At 59.0% G+C, this 26,501-nt stretch carries 20 protein-coding genes; 15 read left to right on the top strand and 5 right to left on the bottom strand.

Features of this window, described 5'->3' with window-relative positions:
• Window positions 1-125: 125 nt before the first annotated feature.
• Together KBY08_RS03985 and KBY08_RS03980 are read left to right on the top strand one after the other, a co-directional pair.
• Entirely contained in the window at window positions 126-1,751 is a 1,626-nt protein-coding gene (locus KBY08_RS03985) for a flagellar hook-length control protein FliK (protein ID WP_111522249.1), read from the top strand.
• A complete protein-coding gene (locus tag KBY08_RS03980) occupies window positions 1,751-2,074 on the top strand; it encodes an EscU/YscU/HrcU family type III secretion system export apparatus switch protein (RefSeq protein ID WP_003370273.1) in 324 nt (107 codons plus the stop codon). Before KBY08_RS03985 ends, KBY08_RS03980 begins: the two co-directional genes overlap by 1 nt.
• Before the next feature lie 21 nt (window positions 2,075-2,095).
• Here KBY08_RS03980 and recR read toward each other — a convergent pair whose 3' ends face one another.
• Both recR and KBY08_RS03970 read right to left on the bottom strand, forming a co-directional pair.
• Window positions 2,096-2,698, bottom strand: a complete 603-nt coding sequence (gene recR / locus KBY08_RS03975) for a recombination mediator RecR (protein ID WP_004408165.1) — start codon at window positions 2,696-2,698, stop codon at window positions 2,096-2,098.
• A gap of 110 nt (window positions 2,699-2,808) precedes the next feature.
• A complete protein-coding gene (locus KBY08_RS03970) occupies window positions 2,809-3,693 on the bottom strand; it encodes a LysR family transcriptional regulator (protein WP_004408163.1) in 885 nt (294 codons plus the stop codon).
• Between the two features lie 96 nt (window positions 3,694-3,789).
• Here KBY08_RS03970 and KBY08_RS03965 point away from each other — a divergent pair, with 96 nt between their 5' ends.
• The 5 genes from KBY08_RS03965 (at window position 3,790) to KBY08_RS03945 (ending at window position 9,053) form a co-directional block, all read left to right on the top strand.
• On the top strand, window positions 3,790-4,926 hold the full coding sequence (locus KBY08_RS03965; RefSeq protein ID WP_011268408.1) for a DSD1 family PLP-dependent enzyme: 1,137 nt from the start codon (window positions 3,790-3,792) through the stop codon (window positions 4,924-4,926).
• Window positions 4,916-5,314 carry a RidA family protein gene (locus tag KBY08_RS03960; RefSeq protein ID WP_011268409.1) on the top strand — a complete coding sequence of 133 codons (399 nt, stop codon included), beginning with the start codon at window positions 4,916-4,918 and terminating at the stop codon, window positions 5,312-5,314. Before KBY08_RS03965 ends, KBY08_RS03960 begins: the two co-directional genes overlap by 11 nt.
• A 13-nt stretch (window positions 5,315-5,327) precedes the next feature.
• Window positions 5,328-6,512, top strand: coding sequence for an NAD(P)/FAD-dependent oxidoreductase (locus tag KBY08_RS03955; RefSeq protein WP_058823352.1), 1,185 nt, complete (start codon window positions 5,328-5,330; stop codon window positions 6,510-6,512).
• A gap of 38 nt (window positions 6,513-6,550) precedes the next feature.
• Entirely contained in the window at window positions 6,551-7,408 is an 858-nt protein-coding gene (locus KBY08_RS03950) for a GNAT family N-acetyltransferase (RefSeq protein WP_024641647.1), read from the top strand.
• A gap of 184 nt (window positions 7,409-7,592) precedes the next feature.
• Window positions 7,593-9,053 (top strand): aldehyde dehydrogenase family protein, encoded by a 1,461-nt coding sequence (locus KBY08_RS03945; RefSeq protein ID WP_111522248.1) that lies wholly within the window; start codon window positions 7,593-7,595, stop codon window positions 9,051-9,053.
• Window positions 9,054-9,572: 519 nt separating this feature from the next.
• On the opposite strand, the gene rlmM is transcribed toward KBY08_RS03945, so the two are convergent.
• Window positions 9,573-10,646: a 23S rRNA (cytidine(2498)-2'-O)-methyltransferase RlmM gene (gene rlmM, locus KBY08_RS03940; RefSeq protein ID WP_011268413.1), complete on the bottom strand. Its 1,074-nt coding sequence runs from the start codon at window positions 10,644-10,646 to the stop codon at window positions 9,573-9,575.
• A 192-nt stretch (window positions 10,647-10,838) separates the two neighbouring features.
• On the opposite strand from rlmM, the gene acnA reads away from it, so the two are divergent.
• The 5 genes from acnA to KBY08_RS03915 all read left to right on the top strand — a co-directional run bounded on the left by acnA (window position 10,839) and on the right by KBY08_RS03915 (window position 18,102).
• Window positions 10,839-13,583, top strand: coding sequence for an aconitate hydratase AcnA (acnA, locus tag KBY08_RS03935; protein ID WP_024652082.1), 2,745 nt, complete (start codon window positions 10,839-10,841; stop codon window positions 13,581-13,583).
• Between the two features lie 124 nt (window positions 13,584-13,707).
• Window positions 13,708-14,505 carry a CPBP family intramembrane glutamic endopeptidase gene (locus KBY08_RS03930; RefSeq protein WP_004408145.1) on the top strand — a complete coding sequence of 266 codons (798 nt, stop codon included), beginning with the start codon at window positions 13,708-13,710 and terminating at the stop codon, window positions 14,503-14,505.
• 91 nt (window positions 14,506-14,596) lie between these two features.
• Complete coding sequence (locus KBY08_RS03925; protein ID WP_011268416.1) at window positions 14,597-16,162, top strand: PAS domain-containing methyl-accepting chemotaxis protein; 1,566 nt, start codon at window positions 14,597-14,599, stop codon at window positions 16,160-16,162.
• 323 nt (window positions 16,163-16,485) lie between these two features.
• Window positions 16,486-17,151, top strand: a complete 666-nt coding sequence (locus KBY08_RS03920) for a hypothetical protein (protein WP_024652080.1) — start codon at window positions 16,486-16,488, stop codon at window positions 17,149-17,151.
• Window positions 17,152-17,577: 426 nt separating this feature from the next.
• Window positions 17,578-18,102 carry a hypothetical protein gene (locus KBY08_RS03915; RefSeq protein WP_024640083.1) on the top strand — a complete coding sequence of 175 codons (525 nt, stop codon included), beginning with the start codon at window positions 17,578-17,580 and terminating at the stop codon, window positions 18,100-18,102.
• Between the two features lie 64 nt (window positions 18,103-18,166).
• Here KBY08_RS03915 and KBY08_RS03910 read toward each other — a convergent pair whose 3' ends face one another.
• Window positions 18,167-20,110 (bottom strand): autotransporter outer membrane beta-barrel domain-containing protein, encoded by a 1,944-nt coding sequence (locus tag KBY08_RS03910; protein WP_177410932.1) that lies wholly within the window; start codon window positions 20,108-20,110, stop codon window positions 18,167-18,169.
• Window positions 20,111-20,713: 603 nt separating this feature from the next.
• Here KBY08_RS03910 and KBY08_RS03905 point away from each other — a divergent pair.
• The 3 genes from KBY08_RS03905 to KBY08_RS03895 all read left to right on the top strand — a co-directional run bounded on the left by KBY08_RS03905 (window position 20,714) and on the right by KBY08_RS03895 (window position 25,779).
• Entirely contained in the window at window positions 20,714-22,543 is a 1,830-nt protein-coding gene (locus tag KBY08_RS03905) for a hypothetical protein (protein WP_024660956.1), read from the top strand.
• Between the two features lie 50 nt (window positions 22,544-22,593).
• Entirely contained in the window at window positions 22,594-25,227 is a 2,634-nt protein-coding gene (locus KBY08_RS03900) for a hypothetical protein (RefSeq protein WP_111522246.1), read from the top strand.
• Window positions 25,228-25,320: 93 nt separating this feature from the next.
• Window positions 25,321-25,779, top strand: coding sequence for a hypothetical protein (locus tag KBY08_RS03895; protein ID WP_024640086.1), 459 nt, complete (start codon window positions 25,321-25,323; stop codon window positions 25,777-25,779).
• 1 nt (window position 25,780) lies between these two features.
• Here the strand turns inward: KBY08_RS03895 and KBY08_RS03890 are convergent, their stop codons facing one another.
• Window positions 25,781-26,470 (bottom strand): alpha/beta family hydrolase, encoded by a 690-nt coding sequence (locus KBY08_RS03890; protein WP_225651081.1) that lies wholly within the window; start codon window positions 26,468-26,470, stop codon window positions 25,781-25,783.
• Between the last annotated feature and the right edge of the window lie 31 nt (window positions 26,471-26,501).

The raw sequence follows: 26,501 nt of genomic DNA, 5'->3' as shown, positions 1-26,501 counted from the left end.
GTTCAAGTCGGGGTTGATACGGCCGTTACATGAAGAGAAGTTAATGGCGGCTGGTCCGGTTTTGGCCGGTATTATACATGCGAGTCCTGTTATCAAAGGGGCAATTTCCTCGGGTCGATAGTTCAATGACAGGCGACATCACCAGCGTTCCGGCAACAAACGCCACCCTGACACTGTTGCGCGCCGGCATCTCCCCCGCGCAAGTGCTGACCATGCTGCAATCGGCGGAAAATCTGATCCCCGAAGGCGAAACCGCCAACGCCGAAGTGCTGACCCTCAAGCAGGTCAACCAGAACTTCCAACTGCTGTTGCGGCTGGTGCTCGCCAACGGCAGCCTGACCAATTTACCGGTCACCAGCAGCGTCCCGTTCACGCCCGGCAGCCTGCTGCAAGTGTCGCAGGCGTCGGCCAACGAGCTGACCTTGACGCTGCAGCAACTCAACAGCGCGCTGAAAAACTCGATGACCAGCATAGATACCCGACAATTACCGGTCGGCACGCTGCTGCAGGGCAAAGTCATGACCAGCCAGGTGATCGCTCAGGCGGTCAATCAACTGGCCGGCCAGAACCCGGCCGCTGCGACGCCCACCTACCGCTCCATCGTGATGCTGCTCAACACGGCGCTGGCGGGTTCCAGTCTGACCATCGAGAGCCCGCAGCCGCTGACGGTCGGCAGCCTCTTGAGCGCTCAGGTACAAGGCAATCAGGCACTCAACTTCGTGGCCCTGCCCGGTCGCTTCGACCAACTGGCCTTGGCGCAGCAACTGTCCGCACAGCAAAATCGCCAAGGCTCGCTGGACACCCTGATCAACGCCCTGCAAAACCTGCAGTCCGGCAGCCCGACCAGTAATAACTCGCCCATCAGCGCACCGCTGCAGGCCAGTATCAACCAGTTGCTCGCCGACCTGCCCGACGTCGAGCAGATGACCACGCCCAAAGGCGTGGCCCAGGCGTTCAACGCCAGCGGCGCTTTTCTGGAAGCCAGGCTGCTGGCCGGCTTGAACCCGGCGCAAATGCCGGACATGAAGGCCAACCTGATGCGCCTGATCGCCCAGATCCTTCCCGGCCTGCCGGACAACATGTCTTACGGCGCAGCGGCGGCCTCCAATACCCTGGCGCGCACGATGCCCAATGCAATCCGCAATGCGCTGGGTACCCTGGGCCTGGTTGCGGCACGCACTCAGCCCAGCATTTTTCCGTTGCCATCGCGCACGGTCGGCGGTGGCGAGAAGGAGGATGATCTGGAAATCCTCCTCAAGCTCGCGGCGGCTGCTGTCTCACGCCTGCAAAGCCATCAACTGGGCGGGCTGGAACAGACGCGTAGCAACGCCGACGGCACCCAGGTGACCACCTGGCAGCTGGAAGTGCCGATGCGCAACGCCCACGACATTGTGCCCTTGCAGGTCAAGGTGCAGCGTGAAGACAAGCCGGATCAGGAAGCGGCCGAAGACCGTGATGGTATCGAGATCAAGGACACCCGGGAAAAGCTCTGGAAAGTCGACCTGGCGTTCGACCTCGAGCCGTTGGGCCCCTTGCAGGTGCATGCGCAACTATTGCGCGGCACACTGTCCAGCCAGCTATGGGCCGAGCGCCCCGACAGCGCGGCATTGATTGAACATGAACTGGGGTACTTGCGCGAACGGCTGATAGCCTGCGGTCTGGAGGTGGGCGAACTGGCCTGCAGCCACGGCGCACCGCCGAGCGGTCCGCGCACCGCGCTCGAACAACGCTGGATTGATGAGAACGCCTGATGAGCCTACCCGATCACACTCCGCGCCAGGCTATCGCCCTCAGCTATGACGGCCAGCACGCCCCGACGCTCAGCGCCAAGGGCGACGACCAGTTGGCCGAGGCCATCCTGGCCATCGCCCGCGAATACGAAGTGCCGATCTATGAGAACGCCGAACTGGTCAAGCTGTTGGCACGCATGGAGCTAGGCGACAGTATTCCAGAGCCGCTGTACCGCACGATTGCCGAAATCATCGCGTTCGCCTGGCACCTGAAAGGCAAATTTCCAGCAGGTCAGGACCCGGACGCGCCGCCTGTCGAACGCGATATCACGCCGCGCTACTGACAGCCGAGGCGCTGGCCGGCATCACATTGCAATCGGCTTGCGCCCTGCAAACGAATGCGCCAGCGTGCCACCGTCGACCAGGTCCAGCTCGCCACCCAACGGAACGCCGTGAGCAATGCGCGACGCGACCAGGCCCTTGTCGTGGAGCAGTTGGGCGATGTAATGCGCCGTCGCCTCACCTTCCACCGTCGGATTGGTGGCGAGGATCACCTCGGTGAAGGTGCCCTGCTGGCTGATGCGCTCCATCAATTGCGGAATGCCGATGGCCTCCGGTCCCAGGCCGTCGAGTGGCGACAGATGGCCCTTGAGCACGAAGTAACGACCGCGGTAGCCAGTCTGCTCCACCGCATAGACATCCGTCGGGCCTTCGACTACACACAGCAGCGTGTCATCACGCCGCGGGTCTGCGCATTGCGGGCAGAGCTCCTCTTCGGTCAGCGTGCGGCACGAGCGGCAGTGACCCACGCCGTCCATCGCCTGCCCCAGTGCCTGCGCCAGCCGCGAACCGCCGCTGCGGTCGCGCTCCAGCAACTGCAACGCCATGCGCTGAGCGGTTTTCTGACCGACGCCCGGCAGCACGCGGAAGGCATCGATCAACTGGCGAATCAGGGGGCTGAAGCTCATGGAGAAAAATCCGACAAAAACACAAGACGCGGTTTATACCCGCGCGTTGCCGTGAGCGTCAATTAAGGTGTTCAACCCAGCGACCAACAGCGTGCCGGTACTGTGCCGAATCAGGCTTTCAGGGCTGTCTCGAGAAACTCGGTCAACGCCTGTACCCGTGCGCTGCGATGCTTGCGTACAGGCACCAGCAGGTTGATCGGCGCACTGGCCAGCTGCCAATCGGCAAGCACCCGCACCAGCCTGCCACTGGCAATGGCGTCGCTGACGTCCCACTGCGAGCGCAACACGATGCCCAGCCCCTGCTCGGCCCAGCGCCGGGCGACCGAGCCGTCGTTACTGAGCAGCGCGGGCTCGATGCGCAGGGTCTTTTTCGTCTGGCCCTTGCTCAGGTGCCAGAGGGTGACGTCTTCATCGTTTTCGCGAATGCAGATGCAGCGATGGCCGGCCAGCTGCTCGGGCGTCGAGGGCACACCATGCTGCTCGATATACGCCGGGCTGGCGCACAACCAGCGATGATTCTGTGCCAACGGCATGGCGATCCACTGGCTGTCATTGAGGCTGCCGATGTGTATCACCGCATCGCTGTCATGACGGTCCGGCCAGGGTGTTTCGCGCAGGTCCAGTTGCAGGCACAACTGCGGGTGCAGCCTGGCGAAGCGCGCCAGCAGCGGCGCAATGCGCTGGCGTCCATAACCGAACGGCGCTGCCAGGCGCAGCGTGCCCACCAGTCGTTCATCTCGCTGCCTGAAGGACTCCGGGAGTGCCTCCAGTTGCTCCAGCAACTGTGCGCTTTCGCGGGCGAAACGCTCGCCATCAGCGGTCAGACTCAGGCGTCTGGCGTCGCGACTGGCCAGGGTGATGCCCAGTTGCGTCTCCAGTTTGCGCAAGCGCATCGACAATGCGGGCGGCGAAACATTGAGGATTCTGGCGGCAGCACTGAGCGATTCGCAGCGCGACAGGGTCACGGCCAGACGCAGGTCTTCGATGGCGATCATTCACTTCAGCTTAAGGATTGATGATCACACATTGAACCACAGCTTCATCATCGCTGCGTAGAGTGGCTGCCGTACCTAGTCACACGAGCGCTTTCCATGTCAGCCTCCCTGTCTTCTCTCGATACGCCTGTCGCGCTGCTCGACGTGTCGCGCATGCAGCACAATATCCAGCGCATGCAACAACGCATGAATGAACTGGGCGTGCGCTTGCGCCCACACGTCAAGACCAGCAAATGCCTGCCGGTCATTCAGGCGCAGATTGCAGCGGGCGCCAGCGGCGTCACGGTGTCGACATTAAAGGAGGCCGAGCACTGCTTTGCCGAAGGCATCGACGACGTGTTCTATGCCGTCGCCATTGCACCCGGCAAGCTGGAGCAGGCACTCAGACTGCGGCGCAAGGGCTGCCGCCTGAGCATCCTGACCGATAGCGTAGCGGCGGCCCGGGCGATTGCGGTTTTCGGCCAGGCGCATGACGAACGTTTCGACGTGTGGATTGAAATCGATTGCGACGGTCATCGCTCCGGGCTGACCGTCGAAGACCCCTCGCTGGTCGAGGTCGCGAGCACGCTGGTCAACGGCGGCATGCAACTGCGTGGGGTAATGACCCATGCCGGGTCCAGTTATGACCTCGACACCCCCGCAGCCCTGCAAGCGCTCGCCGAACAGGAACGCAGGCTGTGCGTCAGCGCCGCCGAGCGGATTCGCCAGGCAGGGCTGCCCTGTGCGGACGTCAGCATCGGTTCGACCCCGACGGCACTGTCGGCGCAGAGCCTGCACGGCGTGACCGAAGTTCGCGCCGGGGTGTATGTGTTCTTCGATCTGGTGATGCACAACATTGGCGTATGCCGGGCAGATGAGCTGGCCCTGAGCGTGTTGACCACGGTCATCGGCCATCAGCAGGACAAGGGCTGGATCATCGTTGACGCAGGCTGGATGGCCATGAGTCGCGACCGTGGCACTCAGCGCCAGCGTGAGGATTTCGGCTATGGCCAGGTGTGCAACGAAACTGGCGAGTGGATCGACGGTGCACGGGTCACCGGTGCCAATCAGGAGCACGGCATCATCACGCTTGCTGCGGGCAGCGAGACCGACATCAGCGAGCGTTTTCCCATCGGTAGCCGGCTGCGCATTCTGCCCAATCACGCCTGTGCCACCGGCGCGCAATTCCCCGACTACCACGCCTGCGACAGCGAAGGCGCAATCCATACCTGGAGTCGTCTGCATGGCTGGTGAGATGAAACCGATCAGTACGCCCGGGGCTGCAGCACCCGGCGGGCATTATTCGCAGGCGATGCTGCATCAAGGCACGCTGCATGTTTCCGGACAACTGCCGGTGCGCGCCGATGGCAGTCACAGCGTCGGCGAGCCGTTCGAGGTCCAGGCCGCCGTGGCGCTGGACAATCTGCTGGCCATCCTTGGCGCAGCGGGATGCAGCACGGATGACCTGCTTAAAGTGACCATTTACATCGCAGGCGTCCAGCACTGGCCTGCCTTCGACCGCCTCTACGCGGGCTATCTGGGCGAGCATCGCCCTGCGCGCGCGGTGGTGCCGGTCCCGGAATTGCACCACGGTTACCTGATCGAGATCGAAGCCCTGGCGCGTTGTAGCCAATCAACATGACCGGGAGCCCCTCATGACCCCACAAAAAAGCGATGTCCTGATTATCGGCGGCGGCTTCATGGGCGCATCCTCCGCGTTTTTTCTGCGCCAGCACGGCCGTTCGGTCACCCTGCTGGAGCGCGACCAGATCGGCCAATATGCCAGCGGCGTGAATTTCGGCAACGTGCGCCGTCAGGGACGGTTTCTCGGCCAACTGGAACTGTCCAATCGCTCCTGGGCACTGTGGAAGCGCCTGCCGGAGCTGATCGGCGAAGACCTGGAATTCATTCCCAGCGGGCACATGCGCGTTTGCTATCGCGAAGACGAAATCGCCGAACTGGAAGCCTATGCCGCCGCCCCGGAAGCCCGCGAGCTGGACTTGCAGATCCTTTCCGGCAAGGCGCTGCACGACCGTTTTCCGTTTCTCGGTGCACAAGTCAAAGGCGGTTCCTATGCGCCCCATGACGGGCACGCCAACCCAAGGCTGGCAGCCCCCGCGTTCGCCCGTGCGGCGATTCGTGCAGGTGCAAGAATCGAAGAACGCACTGAAGTGACCGAGGTGCAAAAGGTGGGCGGCGAGTTTCAGGTCACCACCGCCGATGGACAGCTATTCGTCGCCGAACAGTTGCTCATCACTGCCGGTGCCTGGGGCGCCAGGCTCGCCGAGCAGTTCGGCGAGTCTGTCCCTCTTGAGCCCAACGGACCGCAGATGTCGGTGACAGAACCGGTGCCTTACGCGCTGCCGACGGTGATCGGGGTGTTTACCAGGATCAAGGAAGAAGTGATCTATTTCCGGCAGATCCCGCGCGGCAACATCATCATCGGGGGTGGCAATCGCAATAAGCCGGACATGCTCAACCGCCGCGCCTACTTCAAGCCGGAGAGCCTGATCAACCAGATGAAACAGATGAAACGCCTGCTACCGGGCGCAGAAAAGCTGAACATCATCCGCGTCTGGAGCGGCATCGAGAGTTACACACCGGACTCGCTGCCGATCATGGGCCGCAGCGGCAAGGTCGACGGCCTGTTCTATGCGTTTGGCTTTTGCGGCCACGGTTTTCAGCTTGGCCCCGGCGTCGGTGACGTCATGGCCGAGCTGATCAGCACCGGCAGCACGCGCACGTTGATCAGCCCGTTCGATATTCGCCGCTTCACCGATCCGACCGCCATCGAAATGCCGCTCATGTCCAGCCTGATGAGCACCGGAAAGCTGGTATGAGCCCAACCACTCACCCACCTCATCGCAACGGAGGCGCCATGCCTGCAACCCCAGACGCTCACTACCAGTATCGCCCGGTGACTGCGGCGGATATCCCGGCAGCCCATGCCCTTTCAGTGAGCCTCAAGTGGCCACACCGCGAACAGGACTGGGCAATGGTGCAACGTACTTCCGAGGGTTTTGTCGCCGAGCATGATGGCCAGCTGGTTGGTGTGGCATTTACCTGCCATCAGGGCGACTGGTCCTCGATCGGGCTGGTGATCGTCCGCGATGATCATCAGGGCAAAGGTATCGGTCGCCGCTTGATGAAGCTGTGTCTCGACGCGACAGCACCGCGCACGCCGATCCTCAACGCCACAGAACTGGGCGCGCCGCTTTACCAGAGCCTGGGCTTCGTTGACTTCGCACGCATCCAGCAGCATCAGGGCGTTGCCGACCTGTCAGGTCTGGCGCCAGCGAAAGACGACCTGCCGATACGTACGCTGGGCGCGACCGACCACGCAGAACTGATCCGCCTGGCCAACGCGGGCAGCGGCCTGGATCGCACTGCCGTGTTGACTGATCTGTTGCACGATGCAGAACAGGCGGTCGGCATTGAACACGCAGGCCAGTTGCAAGGCATCGCCCTGCTGCGTCGCTTCGGCCGCGGTCATATCATCGGCCCGGTGGTTGCCGGTGATGTAAATCAGGCACAACGATTGATTGAACACCTGCTGCAACAGATACCCGGCCTGTTCGTGCGCTTCGACATTCTGGCCGACTGCGGGCTGGCGGCGTGGCTTGAAAGCCTGAGTCTGCCGTGTGTCGACAGGGCACCGCGCATGGTGCTCGGGACGCCGCCTGCCGCGAACCCGGATGTGCAGCAATTCGCGCTGGTGACTCAGGCGATCGGCTGAAAACAGCGCGGATAAACGGCCGAAACAGGTCCGCCATGTTAGCGGGTTGCATACAGCAGATTATTCTTTGCAACCCGGCAGATCGGCGCTTTTTATCCAGACTGCTTTGTTAGCTTATGGGTATCGAACGGCCCGACAGCAAACGGCCCGGCCTTGACCATTATCGCTCCAGGGAGCCCGCTGGATGACCTCACAGTCCTTGAACAGCCATCACGTTGATCCGGACACCGCGCTGAAACTGTATATCGATGGTCGTTGGTCCGCCCCGCTCGACCCGGTCAGTATCGCGGTGATCAACCCAGCGACCGAAGAAGTGGTGGCGCATGTCGCCAGTGGCTCGGCCGACGATGTCGACCGTGCGGTCGCAGCAGCGCGGGCAGCCTTTGCCGGCTGGTCCGGCACCTTGCCACACGCCCGGGCCCAGGTAATCGGCCGGATCCACGAGCTGATTATCGAGCGCAAGGAACAACTGGCGCAGGCGATCTCGCTGGAGATGGGCGCATCCATCAGTTCGGCGCGGGCCATGCAGGTGCCGCTGGCCGCAGAACACGTGCGTGTCGCACGTGACCTGCTGGCGACTTACCGCTTCCACACCGTCGAAGGCAGCACGGCGATCGACCGCGAGCCCATCGGTGTGTGCGGGCTGATCACGCCGTGGAACTGGCCGCTGTATCAAATCACCGCCAAGGTCGCCCCGGCCATCGCGGCCGGCTGCACGGTGGTGCTCAAGCCCAGCGAACTGTCGCCCCTGAGCGCCCTGCTGTTCGCGCAACTGGTGCATGACGCCGGTCTGCCGCCGGGGGTGTTCAACCTGGTCAATGGCAGCGGCCCCGAGGTCGGTGGTGCGATGGCGGCCCACCCTGATATCGACATGATCTCGATCACCGGCTCCAACCGGGCAGGCGCATTGGTGGCGCAGGCCGCCGCGCCGACGGTCAAACGAGTGACTCAGGAACTGGGCGGCAAATCGCCGAATATCCTGCTGCCCGACGCCGACTTCGCCAAAGCCGTGCCGCCCGGCGTGATGGCCGCGTTCCGCAATGTGGGTCAGTCGTGCAGCGCACCGACGCGAATGATCGTGCCCAGGAACCGACTGGCAGAAGTCGAAGCGCTGGCTGCCGAAACGGCCGCAGCAATTGTTGTGGGTGATCCGCAACTGGAGGAAACGGTACTCGGTCCGATCGCCAACGAGGCGCAGTTTCAGCGTGTCCAGGCGATGATCGATGCCGGGCTGAGTGAAGGCGCGAAGCTGATCTGCGGCGGGCCGGGACGCGTACAGGGCCATGAGCGAGGCTTCTATACCCGGCCTACGGTGTTTTCCGAAGTGGACTCGTCGATGCGTATTGCCCGGGAAGAAATTTTCGGCCCGGTGCTGTGTCTGATTGCCTACGACACGGTCGAGGAGGCCATCGCAATTGCCAACGATACGGTCTATGGCCTGGGCGCGCATGTACAGGGGCAGGACCTCGAGCAGGCGCGCGCAGTGGCTTCGCGCATTCGTGCCGGGCAGGTGCACCTGAACTACCCAGCCTGGAATCCGATGGCCCCGTTTGGCGGCTACAAGCGCTCGGGCAACGGTCGCGAGTACGGTGTGCAGGGGTTCGAAGAGTATCTGGAGACCAAGGCTATTGTAGGGTTTGCCTGAGTGGCGTTTGTGCTACGCACTGATTCTTGCCGATTGTGACTATCGTTCCCACGCTCCGCGTGGTAATGCCTTTCGTGACGCTCCGCGTCACACAGCGGTTCTGCGATATCAGGTGGATTGAGGTTCGACTCAGGTCACCTTTTCGCCCCTCGGCGACTCACTTTGAGGGACCAAAGTGAGCAAAGTCCTTCGCTTCTGTTTCCGGCCCGACTTCGTCGGGTTCCTTCGCCCTGTCACTGATCCGGGGGTCGCCGCAACGCGCCATCCATGGCGCGGTGCGGCTAGCCTGGCGTCCTGCCAGGCTACCCCCGGATCAGCGCCAGGACTCAGCCGTCACTAACGTCGCACTCTGCGTCGTCAGTGCCATCGCGGTTGAAAAGCACTGCGGTAGCCGCGACTGCGTGTAAGGCATAACATTGTTTCGCATCGACGATTTGTGACGCGGAGCACCAAGAACTCCATGCCTGCACGGAGCATTGGCACGATAGTCACTGGAGCGTGCGAAACGAGAGTAAGGAATCACTTTCTCGCCGCTTTGGCCACGTCCAGCCTGCGCAGGTGGCAGGTGACTTCTTCGCGGTCGTGGTAGAGCTGTTTGCAGCCGATGGACACCCGCACCCCTCGCGCCTGAAAGCCCTCTTCGATACGGTCGAGCAGTCGGCGCACTTCAGCGTAGCGCTGTTTCATAGGCAACTTGAGGTTGACCACCGCTTCGCGGCACAGGCCTTCGCCCAGCCAGGTTTCCAGCAGCGCCGCGTTGCGCGCAGGCTTTTCGACGATGTCGCAGACCATCCAGTCCACAGGCTGTCGAGGCTTGTAGGTAAAACCGTCCGCCATCAGATGCTGCACCAGCCCGGTGTCCATCAGGCTTTCCGCCATCGGCCCGTTATCGATGGCGGTCACCAGCATGCCGCGGCGCACCAGTTGATACGTCCAGCCGCCCGGCGCGGCACCCAGGTCCACGCTGGTCATGTCGCCGGAAAGGCGCTCGTCCCACTGGTCTCTGGGAATGAAGTGGTGCCAGGCCTCTTCAAGCTTCAGGGTCGAGCGGCTTGGCGCTTCGCGGGGAAACTTGAGGCGCGGGATGCCCATCGGCCACATGGCGGAGTTGTCCGCATCGGCCAGACCGAGAAACACCTCGCGACCACTCTTGAAGGTCAGCAGCAGACGCGGCTTGCGCGGATCATCCACCAGTTTGCCTGCCTGAGTCAGGGCCTTGCGCAGCGGCGCCTCGAACTTCTTGCAGAAATTCGACAGCTCCTTGCCGTCGTTGGTATCCACGACCTCCAGCCACAGACTGCCGCAAATCGGGAACGCCGCCAGCTGCGCGAGAATCACGCTGATGCGATCGGTTTCCGGCAACTCGAGAAACAGCCCCCGCGCCCACTGCCGGGGAAATATCAGCTTGTCGAAGCGCTGACCGTTCATCAACCGTTCGGCGCCATCCGCCTCGGTGCAGATGAATTCGGCGCAAGCCGTGTCGGGACGGGCCTTGGCATACCCGGCCACGTCCAGGCGCGCGGCGTGATCGGCTATTTCCGAGCAGACTTCGCCCTCAAAACCGGGTCGGCAGTGCATAAACAGTGTATTCATGGGTTACTCCTGGGCAGTGGGCACTCGGGCGTAACCCCGCAGACTTGAAAGCCGCGCATGATAGCCCAATCCAGGAACCACTGGTGCGGCCGAACAGTCCACACAACTTGAAGCCTGATGCGGCGCTCCCGACCTGATGCACATGGAGCCCGTGAACCGATGTTCGGAGAACATTCCTCAAAGGAGACATTCATGCCCTCCCTCGATAGCCTGAAAAGCCTGAAAACCCTCGAAATCGATAACAAGACCTACCACTACTTCAGCCTGCCGGAAGCCGCCCGATCGCTGGGCGATCTGGACAAGCTGCCCATGTCACTCAAGGTGCTGCTGGAAAACCTGCTGCGCTGGGAAGACAACAAGACGGTAACCGGCAACGACCTCAAGGCCCTCGCCGACTGGCTGACCGAGCGTCGTTCAGACCGGGAAATTCAATACCGCCCTGCGCGCGTCCTGATGCAGGACTTCACCGGTGTACCGGCGGTGGTCGATCTGGCCGCAATGCGCGCAGCCGTAGCCAAGGCCGGCGGCGATCCGCAGCGGATCAATCCCCTTTCCCCGGTGGACCTGGTGATTGACCACTCGGTGATGGTCGACAAGTTTGGCAACGCCGAAGCCTTCGGCGAGAACGTCGATATCGAGATGCAGCGTAACGGTGAGCGCTACGCGTTCCTGCGCTGGGGCCAGAGTGCTTTCGATAATTTCAGCGTGGTGCCGCCCGGCACCGGCATTTGCCATCAGGTGAACCTCGAATACCTGGGGCGCACGGTATGGACCAAGGAAGAGGATGGCCGCACCTACGCGTTCCCCGACACGCTGGTCGGTACCGACTCGCATACCACGATGATCAATGGCCTGGGCGTGCTGGGCTGGGGCGTGGGCGGTATCGAAGCCGAAGCGGCGATGCTCGGCCAGCCGGTGTCGATGCTGATCCCGGAAGTCATCGGTTTCCGGCTGACCGGCAAACTGAAGGAAGGCATCACCGCCACCGACCTGGTGCTCACCGTCACCCAGATGCTGCGCAAGAAAGGGGTGGTCGGCAAGTTTGTCGAGTTCTACGGCGACGGCCTGGCTGACTTGCCGTTGGCCGACCGCGCGACCATTGCCAACATGGCGCCCGAGTATGGCGCGACCTGTGGTTTCTTCCCGGTCGATGATGTAACGCTGGACTACCTGCGTCTGTCAGGTCGCCCCGACGAAACCGTCAAGCTGGTCGAAGCGTATTGCAAGGCTCAGGGGCTGTGGCGCCTGGCAGGCCAGGAACCGGTGTTCACCGACAGCCTGGAACTGGACATGAGTACGGTCGAAGCCAGCCTTGCTGGCCCCAAGCGCCCTCAGGATCGTGTAGCACTGCCAAATGTGTCCAAGGCCTTCAGCGATTTTCTCGGTCTGCAGGTCAAGCCTGCCAAGGTCGATGAAGGTCGCCTGGAGAGTGAAGGCGGCGGCGGTGTCGCGGTTGGCAACGAGGCCCAGGTCAGTGGCGAAAGCCAATATGAATACAACGGCCAGACCTATCATCTGAAAGACGGCGCCGTGGTGATCGCGGCGATCACGTCCTGCACCAACACCTCCAACCCCAGCGTCATGATGGCAGCCGGGCTGGTCGCGAAAAAAGCCGTCGAGAAAGGCCTGAAGCGCAAGCCGTGGGTGAAAAGCTCGCTGGCTCCCGGTTCCAAGGTGGTGACCGATTATTACAACGCAGCAGGTCTGACCCAATACCTCGACGCCCTGGGCTTCGATCTGGTCGGTTACGGCTGCACCACCTGCATCGGTAACTCCGGTCCGCTGCTGGAGCCTATCGAGAAAGCCATTCAGCAGTCCGACCTGACCGTTGCGTCCGTGCTGTCGGGCAACCGTAACTTCGAGGGCCGCGTCCATCCGCTGGTCAAGACCAACTGGCTGGCATCGCCCCCCCTGGTAGTTGCCTATGCACTCGCAGGCTCGGTGCGCATCGACATCAGCAGCGAACCGCTGGGCGAAGGTGCTGACGGCAAGCCGGTTTACCTGCGTGATATCTGGCCGAGTCAGCAGGAAATCGCCGACGCCGTGGCCAGCGTCAACACCGGCATGTTCCACAAGGAATACGCCGAAGTGTTTGCCGGCGACGAACAATGGCAAGCCATCGAGGTGCCGCAAGCTGCCACCTACGTCTGGCAGGACGATTCCACCTACATTCAGCACCCGCCATTCTTCGACGGCATCGACGGTCCGCTGCCGGTTATCGAAGACGTGGAAAACGCGCGCATCCTGGCCCTGCTGGGCGACTCGGTGACTACCGACCACATCTCCCCTGCCGGTAATATCAAGGCCGACAGCCCTGCCGGGCGCTACCTTCAGGAGAAAGGCGTCAAGTATCAGGACTTCAACTCGTACGGCTCGCGCCGTGGCAACCATGAAGTGATGATGCGCGGGACCTTTGCCAATATCCGCATCCGTAACGAAATGCTCGGCGGCGAAGAAGGTGGCAACACGGTGCATGTGCCCTCCGGCGAGAAGCTGGCGATCTACGACGCGGCCATGCGTTATCAGACAGAACGCACGCCACTGGTGATCATTGCCGGTCTGGAATACGGCACGGGTTCCAGCCGTGACTGGGCTGCAAAAGGTACCAACCTGCTGGGCGTCAAGGCGGTCATCGCCGAAAGCTTCGAGCGCATTCACCGCTCGAACCTGGTGGGCATGGGTGTGCTGCCCTTGCAGTTCAAGAACGGCCAGACGCGCAAGACCCTCGGCCTGACCGGCAAGGAGACGCTGAAGATCACCGGGCTGACCAACGCAGACGTGCAGCCGGGCATGAGCCTGACCCTGCATATCGAACGCGAAGACGGCAGCAGGGAAACCGTCGACGTGCTGTGCCGCATCGATACGCTTAACGAAGTGGAGTACTTCAAGTCGGGCGGCATTCTGCATTACGTGCTGCGCCAGCTGATCGCGTCCTGATCACCTCTGAATGGGGCCTGCACCCTGCTTCAGGGTCAGGCCCCAGCATGAAAATTTCTATAATCTCGCCCCTGCCCTGCTGAACGCCGGATAGAATTCCCCGTTCTCAAGGCAGGACTTACTCATGACCACAAGGCACTGGCTGACTTTCTGCCTGCTGAGCAGCGGCTACGCGCTGGCGTTGTTTCACGGCAACCTTGACCCTTCGGCGGCGCTAAGCTTTGGCGCATTGTTCATTGCCTGGTTGTGCGTGGCTCGATCCTCTTATTCCTCCATCCGCCTGTGTGGCCACGGATTGTTCATCGTGACCGGTCTGGCGCTGGCCTTTCACCTGGCGCCCGGCTTCAATAACGCCAACGTCATCGAAGCAACGCGATTCAGTGCCGATGCCGCGCTGTTCTCCATGGACCTGAGTCTGGACAAGCCGCTGATCGGCTTCTGGCTGATAGTGGCCTGCCCCTGGATTCTGCCGAAAGTCGACGTTGCCCATTCACTGCAAACCGGGGTTCTGGCGCTGATTGTGACGTCGGCGTTCTGCATGACTGCCGCGGTCATGTTAAACGTCGTCGGCTGGACACCTAAATGGCCTGCCCAGGGCCTGATATGGCTGCTCAACAACCTGTTGCTGGTGACCCTGACCGAAGAGCTGTTTTTCCGCGCTTATCTGCAAGGCGGCCTGCTGCGCCTGTTCAAGGGCTCAAGGTATGCGACGGCATTATCAATCACCCTCGCTGCCGGCCTGTTCGGACTTGCGCACGCAGGTGCCGGCCCGCAGTGGGTGGCATTGGCGGGCATGGCTGGCGTGGGGTACGGCCTCGCATTTCGTTTCGGCGGGCTGCAGGCCGCCGTCATCAGTCACCTGGGCCTGAACCTCGTGCATTTCGGGCTGTTCACCTACCCCATGCTGGCCCGACAGGGCTGACTCTCCAGTCACTTGTCGCACGCCGCTCAATTTATCGACGTGCCCGCCGATAACCACGCCATAGTCTTCCGGATCGAAGGATCGAAATCCCATGCGCAACAACCAACCCATCACTCAACATGAGCGGACATTTCCTGCCGAACAACGACTGATTTCCACCACCGACACCCGAGGCACCATCACCTATTGCAATGATGCCTTCGTCGACATCAGTGGTTACAGCGAGGCTGAATTGCTGGGTGCGGCGCACAACACCGTGCGTCATCCGGATGTACCGCCTGCGGTATTCGAGCACATGTGGACCACGCTCAAGTCCGGGCAGCCGTGGATGGGCATCGTCAAGAACCGCTGCAAGAACGGCGATCATTATTGGGTCAATGCCTACGTGACGCCGGTGCTGGAAAACCGCCAGGTAGTGGGTTTCGAGTCGGTGCGCATCAAGCCGACCGCCGAACAGGTCCGCCGTGCCGAGGCGCTTTATACCCGGCTCAACAAGGGCAAGAGCGCGGTACCAGGCCGCGACAAGTGGCTGCCGGTACTTCAGGACTGGTTGCCGTTCATTCTGGTCAGCCAGCTGAGCTTTCTGATCGGCGTGTGGCTCAATTCACACTGGGGGTTTGCACTGGCTGCGGCATTGTCGGTACCGCTGGGCCTGCTGGGGCTCTCCTGGCAGCAGCGTGGCACCAAACGCTTGTTGCGCCTGGCCGAACAAACCACTTCCGACCCGTTGATCGCGCAGATGTACACCGACAGCCGTGGCCCGCAAGCGCGCCTGGAAATGTCGATCCTCAGCCAGGAAGCGCGCATGAAAACCTGCCTGACGCGTTTGCAGGACACGGCCGAACACCTGAACAGTCAGGCCCGCCAGTCCAACTCGCTGGCCAATGCCAGTTCGATCGGGCTGGAACGTCAGCGTGTGGAAACCGAGCAGGTTGCCGCCGCCATCAACCAGATGGCCGCCACCACGCAGGAAGTCGCCAGCCACGTTAACCGTGCCGCTGATGCCACCCAGCAGGCCAACGAACTGACGCGTCGCGGGCGCGATATCGCCGGTGAAACCCGCGAAGCCATTCAGCGCCTGTCCACCTCGGTGGGTGAAACCGGCCTGACCGTGACCCGCCTGGCCAAGGACAGCGATGAAATCGGCGGCGTGGTCGATGTGATCAAAGGCATCGCCGACCAGACCAACCTGCTGGCCCTCAACGCCGCGATCGAAGCGGCGCGCGCCGGTGAGATGGGTCGCGGCTTTGCCGTCGTGGCAGATGAAGTACGCCAGCTGGCACAACGCACCGCCGAGTCCACCGGGCAGATTCATGGCCTGATCGCCAAACTGCAGCAGACCGCAACCGACGCGGTACACACCATGGACACCGGTCGCCGTCAGGCCGAAGAAGGCGTTGCCCGGGTACTGGAGGCAGATCAGGCGCTGGTGGGCATCAGCGAGGCTGTCGCCAATATCACCGACATGACCACGCAAATCGCCACCGCCACGGAAGAGCAAAGCGCCGTGGCCGAGGAAATCAATCGCAACATCGCCACCATCGCCAGCCTGGCAGACCAGACCTCTGACGAAGCGCGTCGCTCTGCCGTATTGAGTGGCGAACTGACCGACACGGCCAACTCACAGTATTCGCTGGTAGAGCGGTTTAATCGCTAAGGCCTGAAGCTGTTTACCAAGCCTCGACGAACTTCGGTTGGTCGGGGCTTTTTTATGAGTGTTAACAGTGTGCCCTGTTAGCGCTCTCTTCAAATCTGACAAAACTTAAGAAGCCATCTGAAGAATGTGTAGGATATTTCCTTAGCATCTTCAATGACAGCAATGCAGTAGTTCTGACCATTGACAGCGAACGCATACTCCGATTAGTTGAAATTCAGGTGATGCGGTAGTTATCTATTACCCCTGCAACCACCGACTATCACCCGAGTAAGAACTTTAGAGCTACGCCATGTGGCGTTTGGCTTTTTAATTGGAGAGAAAAAATGAAAGATTCCACCCAGTACTATAAATTTTCCGCACCACGTGTTCCAGCAGCCAGCCCTATTGATGGAATGATGCCAGTTGACAGCCTGAACCGGCCGGTAGGCGTTGAGGTTGTTCTTTGGAGCGAGATGCGTCCGGGCTATGACATCCAACTGAACCTGGACGGTCATTTGGTAGGGGAACGAAAAATCCTGACTCACGATAACAAGCCTGGCGAAGTAGTTCACTTGGAGCTGGACAAAAAGTACTTGAGAGAAGAGCGTTCATACACCTTGCGCTGTATGGCCACGAACAATATCAACCAAACTGTAATGGATTCACCGTCTACCTCCTTGATTATCGACCGCACCGCCCCAGGCGCAGCACTGCTTGCGCCTATCATCTTCCATCAGGTCAATTTCGGCGAAGCGCTGAAAGGCATGCTCCCCGGCTACGCCGACATGCAGGCCGGCGATTGCATCCAGACCTTCTGCAATAACAGAGAAGGCCCAGTTCATGTGGTGGAGCCTGAAAACCTTGCCACCGTTCCCATGCAGATCGTTTTCAGCAAAGCATTCCTGCTTGGTCTGGACAGCCAACACGCTACCATCAACTATCAGGTCATCGACCGTGCGGGCAACGTTTCACTGCTCTCGCACTCTGTGACCCTGTCAATGCAGTTTTAAGCACAGCAGCCTACATTTCTGCCCATAACCTTGACGGCCTCGTACGCTAACGCGTGCGAGACCCTAATGATAAAGTTGAGTGAATATTCCTACGCAGGAGTGGGAATTTAGTCAAAACTTACTTTTTTACCTTTTGTAAGACTTATCTGTAGTTAATGTCCTACAGGTATTTCACGCATAAAAACCCCTGGAAAAACACCCACATCAAGCCACACCCTTTATTTACAGCATCTCCGGCACTAACGAGCGATAATTCACTACGAACATGATACCAAATGTAACTGCACAACCTCACACAACCCTGGCTTGGCTTTGACATCCGCAGACGCTTGACCTGAACACTTATGTGCCTTGTAATATTTCCGTTGCCGACAACTGCCGGCACGCACATAACAACTCAACTTAATGTCAATAAAAGAGTTTACGATGGATAAAGAACAATCCACGGATGTAGCGGCGCGCACCCAAAAAGAACAAAACAATCCCGACAGCGCGAGCACTGTTCAAGAAGCCCCACCCCACCAGAGCCTCTACCGACACGCGAGCCCCCTCCATCTTCCATCCGATATTTCCGACACGCTGAAAGCACCTGTGCTGCCTGACATCGATCCTGATTCCATCAGTCACGAACAGGCACATGCGGGCATTACCATTCATATCCCAGGGTCAGTCAAAATGTGCTGGGGTGACGAAATCCGTTTTTATTGGGGAAAAAACCTGTCATCGACCACGCTTTTCCATCGGGTGGGCGAAAACAGCGTGATACGTGTGCTGTGTATTTCCTACACTTTCACGCCCTATGTTCAGTACGGTCTGGTTGACCTGTATTACGAGCTTTATCGTGATCATCGACGGATCGGCACATCGCCAGTGCTGCGGGTAAACGTCAACTACGCGGTGCCTGTCACCTCTCGACAGAGACAACGCAAACGCAGGTTTACCGATCAATAACTGAAAAGCCCCCGGTGATCACTCACTGGGGGCTCTGGTGTTGCTCAGTCACTGGCCTCAAGAATCAGAATGCCAGGCGCAGCCCCACATTCGCTCCCCAGGGTTGCTCGATATGCTGACCTTTCATGTAATCGAAGTCCGCGTGCAGTTTCAGACGCTCGGACAGCGACACCGATACCCCGGCTCCCAGTTCGCCGCGCGAACCGAACAGGCTGTTATCGAATTTCACATCGTTGGCTTTCACCTCGTTGCGGCGCGAAAACTCCTGTGCAATGGCGACACGTACATAAGGCTGCAATACTCCGCCATCCTTGAGCGCAACACTGCGGCCCAGCGAGGTGCCCACCTTGCCCAATACGGATTGGGTCTGGTCGTTCTTCGCTTTCATGCCGTTGTCCAGGCGCAGCTCCTGCCCCTGAACGACGACACTGGACAACTGAGCGAACGGTTCGAGAAAGTAATCGTCCGCCAGTTTGATGTGGCGGCCGAACTCGACCCAGCCCCCTATCCCGTTGTTGGTGTAGTCACCCTTGGCCTTGCTTGCATCGCTCATGGCAACATCTGCCTTGTTGCGAAAGCGGTTGAGTTTGAGCACGCCGTCAACGTAGTAGCCATCGTCCGACAGCCAGGTGGCATAGGCGCCTGCATAGTAGCTGTCGACTTTACCCGTGGTGCCACGGCTCAAATCGATATCGGAGGTGCTGTACCCTCCCAGCACACCCACCACCAGCTGACCATTGCTGACCTCGACGGGCGCATCGGCACCCAGCGACAGGCCACTTTGTTTCTGCCGGTAGTCGACACCGTCACTGGTCGTGGCATTCAGCCTGTTGCCATAGGCACGCATCCAGCCGCCCGCCCTGCCGCTTGCACGAACCTCACCCATGCGCGAACGCAAGGTAGAGAGCTCACTCATCCAGATCGCAGGTGCCGCGCTGTAAAGGGCAAGCGCGCTCTGGGTCGAAGGGCTTATGACCTTGTCTTTACCGACGATGAACCAGTCATTGCCCTGCTGCTCCAGCAAATACGAATAGGCCCCCAGGTCAACCCGCCCGCCCAGCAGGCTGAATTGCGCGTCGCCACCTTCGGTATGCACCACCTTGAGCGGTGCCATGTCGGCAGACACAACCTCCACCCCCGTATTGCGCACGCGCAAGCCGAACTGCCCACTGGCCTGGCCGTTGACGTCGATGAGGTCTCCGACGCCGTTGTCCAGATCCACGCGCAAGCCGAACGTGCCAGCGCCTGACAACTCATTCAGCGAAAGGGTATGAAACCCTTCGCCAGCAAACGAAACCCTGCCACCCTGCAGGGAAAGCGACCTGACGGCATTGTCGCCCTGCATCTGCCAGTGACTGCCCGAGGTAATCGCCAGACGGTTGCCATTGACGATGTCGCCGTTCAATTGCGCGCCGTTTTGCAGCGTGATGTTCAGGGTGCTGGTGTCATCGGCGACAAGGTTGCCATTGAGGGTGCTGTTGTCGACGTTGAAGTTGGCGGTGCTCTGGTTCAGAACCTCAAGAAGCATGCCATTGCCGGACAGCAGGAGGGTGTTGTTCTTGATCTCAATATCCGCAAGGTGGCTTATACCCTCACGCCCTTCCACCCTTATGGCGGCTCCTGTCAGCCCTTCGACGGTAGAGTTGTCGATGCTCAGTTGACCGTAATTGAACTGCGTTCCATCACCCACTGTGAGGCGTGGATGAGTGAACCATACCCCGTGAGACAAGCCTTTTATGTAGCTTCGGGAAGTGATGTCAGCGCGAGCGCCAAAAATGCCAACGCCCCAGCCAGTGTGTCTACCAACTTCACCCTGCAGCGAGCTGACCTGTGTATTGCTGATCAGGGCGAAGGCGTCCTCGGCAACGGTAATGCCGCCCCCTTTTCCCTCAACGACACTGTGTTCAAGTGTCACGTTCGAGTTGCCCTGCACCACGAGCGCTATCGTGCTATCGCTGAGGATGGTGGAGTCTTTAACTGAAACTCGAGCGTCGCCGTCAGACAACATTCCATCCTTGACCAGGGTATTGCCCGTTAATTCGGTCCTTCCGCCATAAGAAGAGATACGTTTGATCGCAGCCCCATCGGAATGAAGGTATCCAGTACCGTATACAGAGTAATTATGAAATGCGCTGGCCGCATCCACATACTCTGTCCGGTCGCTGACAATCTCCCTAAGCGGAGAGTCAGCCATCACGTGAGTCGATGCGAGGCACGCAATAGCGCCCAGCCCTGCCCTGTAAAGCCCACACTTCCCAATAAAACACTCAGCCACAATAAGAAACCCTCAACATTCATAGGAGTTTTATTGTGGCTGCAACGCTAGCGGATACAATTAATTTCCACTAACAAACAAGTAATCCAATTCCGAAATTTTAGTAGTACCTTTCCCACAAAACATTAAGCTCACCGGATTGGACAGCCAGCCTACCCCAATAAAAATATTTACCTAAAGAGCATTGACAGCTGCTCAAAAAGCCTATTACTTAAAAATCCAGATGAAGCCAAGAACTTCTCTCTGACGGCCAAGCGCCCTTGGAATTATCGTTATCGACTGACGGCGTCAGGACACTCCTGCTCGTCAATAAAAATCAAATAGAGGAATTTCGACATGCGTCAAAAAAACAATTTTTACACACGCAGCCCCAATCAAGAACTGACGCTCATACCACCGTTTGTTCCTGTCGCCGATGAAGCGGACGGACTTATAAAAACTGCCGACCTTGTCAATGACATCATCGTCGAATTTCCGGTCTGGGAAGGTGCCAGGCTTCAAGACTCTTACCAGTTGCAATTGAATGGCGATAAAGTTGGTTTAGCAGGTCAACTGGTACCTCTTCCACCGGTCGGAACGTTACTACGCTTGACCATCCCCGTCGACACCGAACTGAAAGACGATGGCGCGTACAAACTTGACTACTTGACGATCGGTTATCCCAGTGGTACCGAGCAATCGTCCCAAATCAAAACGATTATTGTCGACCGCACCGCTCCGGGCGCCCATCAACTGGGTTATATGGATTTTCCAGCCGGGGCCAAAGATGGTCTGACACTTGAAGAGCTTCAGTCCATGGGCGGTGTATTGACCGGTAGCATTTTCGGGTATTCGGGACTGAATCGCGGCGACGTTATCAAAACCTATTGGGGAAACGTGCCCGGTCCAGAGCTTGAACTGAACGGCCTGGAAGATGAAAGTCAAGCGATCGAAATCCTGTTTACCCAAGAGTTTCTTACTGCTCTCGGCAGCCCTGCAGGCGCAACCTATTACACGGTGACAGACCGGGCCGGAAACACGTCTGCCGAGTCTCAGAAGATTACCATCCCTCTGTTTCTGACCGACGTGACACCAGGACTGCCTGCTCCGGTTATCGATAATAACGACGGCGTGATTGATTACGCAGAGGCCATGGCCAGCGTCGAGGTGAAAATTCCTTTCTCGTCTTTTTTGATGGAAGGCGATCAGATTCTCCTGCACTGGGGTTCTGAAGAGTTAGGGCCTGCTTCTATTGCCGTGGAGGACCTCGACGAACCTTTCATTCTGTTTTTTGATGTCCCGTATCTGATCATTGAACAGGCTCAGAGTGGTCTGCGCGATATCAAGTATTACGTCATTAGAAATGGACAGATTACCGGTACTTCAGACCCTCTTGAGGTGCTTGTCAACATCGAGCTGCCCGTACCCGGCGTTCTCGACAAACCGACGATCAAAGGTAGCAGCAGCACGCCCAGCAACGAAGACAACTTTATTGATGAGAACGACTTTGAACTTGACGCCACCGTCTTGATTAACTGGAACCCTCTCTTTAAGGCCAATCAGATCTTGACGGTCTTTTGGGGCGGCCAAGAAGTATTGGAACAACCCTACACGCTCACCAACAGCGACGTCGTCGCCGGCCGTACGCTGTTGCTCACTGCACTGAACAGTAAGTTCACCGCCGTGGGCACAGGTAACGACATCAGAGTTTATTACACCGTCAAAACCGAGGGTAATCCCAATCTCTCCACGTCATCAGAGCAGGGCTTGATCGTGCGTTCAAAAAATGAATTACCGGGTGGCCCGGACGGACCAGAAGCGCCGCAATTTATGTCGCTGTCTGCCAACGGCACGCTCACTTTTGAAAACAGTGCGCAAGGCGCCCCCATTTTTATCCAACCCTATTTAAATATGGCCCCAGGACACGTCATTGTCTTCACCTATGAAGCCTACAACGAGCTGGTGGGCGATGATAAAAAATTCGAATGGTCAGTCACGTCACCGGCCCTCACTCAGGAAGAAGTCCAGAACGGCGTTAATATTCTGGTGCCCCGCACTGTATTGAACCAGCACTGTTACGGGCATGCCGAGATCAGCTTCCAGGTAAGAAGCAGTATGGGCCAAGGTAACTCGAAACGCGCCAGCGCCTACGTCGATATGCGTGTCGGTGGACTCTGCAGAATTTGACCTCGCCTAAACTTCGCCATTTATCTTTAAACAAGAAAAAGAGAACATCGATGAATACAATACAGACCTTACCTGCACTGCCTGTCCCACTGCCCTTGAGCTATAACCCTCAAGGCATTGGCGATGTTGACGTAGCAGATCCGGCCAAGCCGATAGAAATACTGATCGGCCCTATCAACCTCAAGCCAAAAGATCGGATCGACCTGTTCTGGGGCACACACAATGAGGTTATTGATACCTACACACACTCTTCAGACTCACCGAACACCAATGGCTTTTTTTCATTGTATGTGGATACCCGCTGGGTCCAGTCAGGCCTTACTGATGTCAACTATCTCTATACACCGTTCCCCTCCAATATCCAGGAACATTCGCCTGTTAACAAAATAGTCGTCAAACTGGAAATCCCCGGTGGTCGGGATCCCGACCCAGCCACACCCTACGAAAATGAAAAGCTCGACATCCCGACCGTCAACCCGTCTGGCGTGATCACCTCACCTGAGGGGGTAAGCGTTACCCTCGACGCTTACGAAAATATGGCTGCAGGGGATTCGATTTTCATCTATTGGCACGGCATCAGAGTCGAACACCCTCCTCTGACAGCAGACCAGCTTGGTAAACCGGTCACTGTGAGTATCGACAAGCAGATTATTATCGAAGCAGGGGACTCGGAAAATATTGTTGTCCGGTACGATGTCAGGGATATCGTCAATAACTGGTCACGCTTCTCTTTCCCAGCCTATGTTGCAGTCGAGGCTGGCAACTCCAGCCTGCAGGCCCCTATCGCCCCACAGGCGCCCAACATGGAGCTTGATCTCGATAAGCTGGCCGGCGCAGATGTTCAAGCGCTCGTGCTGTCACATGCCAGTATCGCCACTGGTGACATCATAAACTTCGTGATGGAGCGTAACACTGCAGAAGGCATTCAGCTGGAGTCCTTCACCGCATCAAAAGTGGTTCAGATACCTGGCAGCTTCGTGGAGTTTCTCATCCCCAATGAACAGTTCCATCCCATCGCACAGGGCCGGGCACGTTTGAAATACACAGTGATCAAAGGCACTGGCGAGGCATTGCGTTCAAAGAGTCTGACTCTCGCAGTACTCGGTCAACCGCAGCAACTGTCATTGCCACATGTCCAAGGCGTCACCAATGGAATTCTGAACCCTGATAGTCACAATGTGATCACTCAGGTGCCGCCTTATTACTTTATGGCGGACGGCCACGACATCAATCTGGTATGGATTGGCAAGGCTGCCAACGGTGAGACGGTCATGCATCAGGAGGTTAAAAACCTGAATGCTGATGATATCGGCAAGGGCATCGAGTATTTGATCCCGGATGAAAAGGTGAGTGCATTGGCAGGCGGTTCACTTGAGGTTTACTACACCGTAACCACCTACGCGAGAGCGTTCTTCAAATCGCCCATACTACGGTTGCTCGTGGACGTGGATAACAGCAGTCCGCTGGAAGCTCCTGCCGTAGACAAGCTGAGTGCGGACGGCATTCTCGACCCGGCCGATATACCACTCGAAGCCATTGTTCGCGTGTTGCCTTATCGCGCAATGGCTGAGGGAGACAAAGTCACCATTCACTGGGAAGGCGGTGATGCAGGGGGCACCTACAGCACATACACCGTTATCAATACAGGAACCGTCAACAGGGAAACCGTATTCCGCATTCCCAAACGGTACATCGATGCCAATCTAAACGGGCAGGTACAGGTCTGGTATACGGCGCAACATGGAGACAGAATTGCTGAATCGCAGAGATTGGCAATTACTATCCGTGAGATGGTGGCACTGCCCCTCCCCACCCCCACCCTAAAAGAAGCCACCGGCACCACGCTCGACCCGGCCAACGCTTCATCCGGCGCAACCGTGGTGATCGACGCCACCGCCAATCTGCAAGCCGGCGACCAGGTGATCGCACAGTGGCAAGGGCCCAACGGCAATGACACCCGGGAAAAGACCCTGACCGGCGCAGACGCGGGCAAGACGCTGGAGGTAGTGTTTGCTGCGGCGCTGGTCACGGCAAACGCCGGGCAGACGGTGGCGATTTCCTATGTCGTCAATCGCGTCAACGGTCTGGTGCAGGTATCCGGCACGCTGGCCCTGCAGATTCTGGCGGCGCAGCCCGCGCTGGTGCTGGACACTTCGCCGGTCACGCTGGCTGGCAAGGTGTATCTGCTTCCGGGCTCGCCGGACCTGCTGCCGAACTTCCCGGCCGACACCACCGTTCAGCGTCAGGCCAGTGGCGGACAGGCCCCCTATCAGTACACCTCGAGCGACCCGCTGGTCGCGAAAGTGGACAGCAACGGCCTGACCTCGGTTCGAGGCAAAGGCACGGCCATCATTACTGCGACCGATGCGCTGGGCGCGAGCAAGCAGTACACGGTCACCGTCACCGGCGTCATCCATTGCATCGGCCTGGGCAGCGGCAGCTTTTCTCAGATCAGCAAAAACGCGGGCAACAACGGCGCGAGGATTCCAACCATTCACGAGCTGGTGGATATCCACGCCCTGTATGGCAATCGCTGGCCGATGGGCAACGGCAACTATTGGTCGTCGACTGTCTCAAGCGCCGGCATCGGCGGATGGAACTGGTATTACGTGAAAAACATGGTCACTGGCGGCAACTTCAAACTGAAGAGCCACAACTCCAGCCTTGGCGTAGGCATCAGATGATCGATTGCTGAAACCCATTGATCATCCGGCAGGGCGTTGCGCTAAAGGTGTAACGCCCTGTCGCCGTTTTCAGGAGCTTCTCAGGTTCAGTCCATGCATCGTCCGCCTCCCTCACCCCAGCGTTGCGTTCACACTGCTGTCCATGAAGGCCGTTTTGCCGCCAGCATCAACACGCAGCCCTTCAAGACCTCCTCTCTGACAGGCAGACTGACCCTGCGATCGGAACTGGAACGGGCCCCTGCTCAATGGATATGGCAGGTTATCGCCGACGGCAAGGTGGGCAACAGGCGAGCCACCCTCGGCTTGTTTCTGGATCGCGATCTCGAGCCCGGCGACCACGACCTGATCGATCATGAGCAGATCAAGGTGATCTACAACGAAACGCTGCACCGGAAGAACACCGTCTACCACTCGGCGCATTTCCAGGGCGGTCGGCTGGTTCTGCTTGAAGGCAGTCCCTGCACACTGCGGATAAGAGGCTTATTCAGTTTCAATATGTCATCAATCAACCTGGATGTGACCGACGGCGCCTTCGACCTGTATTGCCGGTGACTCAGGTGCGCAGGAACCCGGCAATCTCTCTCGCGGAGTCAGCCAGGCATTGCTCGTGGCTGATGCCCGAGACCTTCAATGGTTTGAGGTCATGATTGGCAGTCGGCAACAAGTGCAGCCGGATGGCACTCGACAATGCATAGCCTTCCACCGCTTCGCGATTACCCAGCGCGTCGCGTTCGCCCTGCACGATCAGCGTGGGTGTCTTCAGTTCGGCCAGATGAGCCACGCGTGGTTTTTCAGGCTTGCCCACGGCGTAGAACGGATACCCCAGACACACCAGCGCATCGACCTCAAGCTCATCGGCGATCAGGCTGGCCATCCGCCCGCCCATCGATTTGCCGCCGACCGCCAGACGTCCAGAGATGTGAGCACGCGCGCAGGCGAACACTTCTCTCCAGCATTCCAGCAGTTGCGCCTGTGGATTGGGTGGACGCTTGCTGCCGCCCTGACGCCGCTGCGCCATATAGGGAAACTCGAAGCGCAGGACGCTGATACCTTGCGCCGCCAGATCAGCCGCCATGCGGTTCATGAAGTCGCTGTCCATCGGTGCGCCTGCACCGTGCGCCAGCAGCAAGGTCGGCGCTTCCAGCGCATCCGCAGGCCGAGCGGGCGTCCATAGCCAGCCTCTGTCACTGATCAGGTGCAGCCATTGATTCGTACCGATAACAGGCTTCAAGCCGTTGCTCATGGTTGCCTCATTCAGGTGAGTCGCCGAGTGG

This window comes from Pseudomonas sp. P135, from assembly GCF_020312125.1.
GTDB classification, from domain to species: Bacteria; Pseudomonadota; Gammaproteobacteria; order Pseudomonadales; family Pseudomonadaceae; genus Aquipseudomonas; species Aquipseudomonas fragariae.
This window is presented reverse-complemented; position numbering and strand designations above follow the sequence as displayed.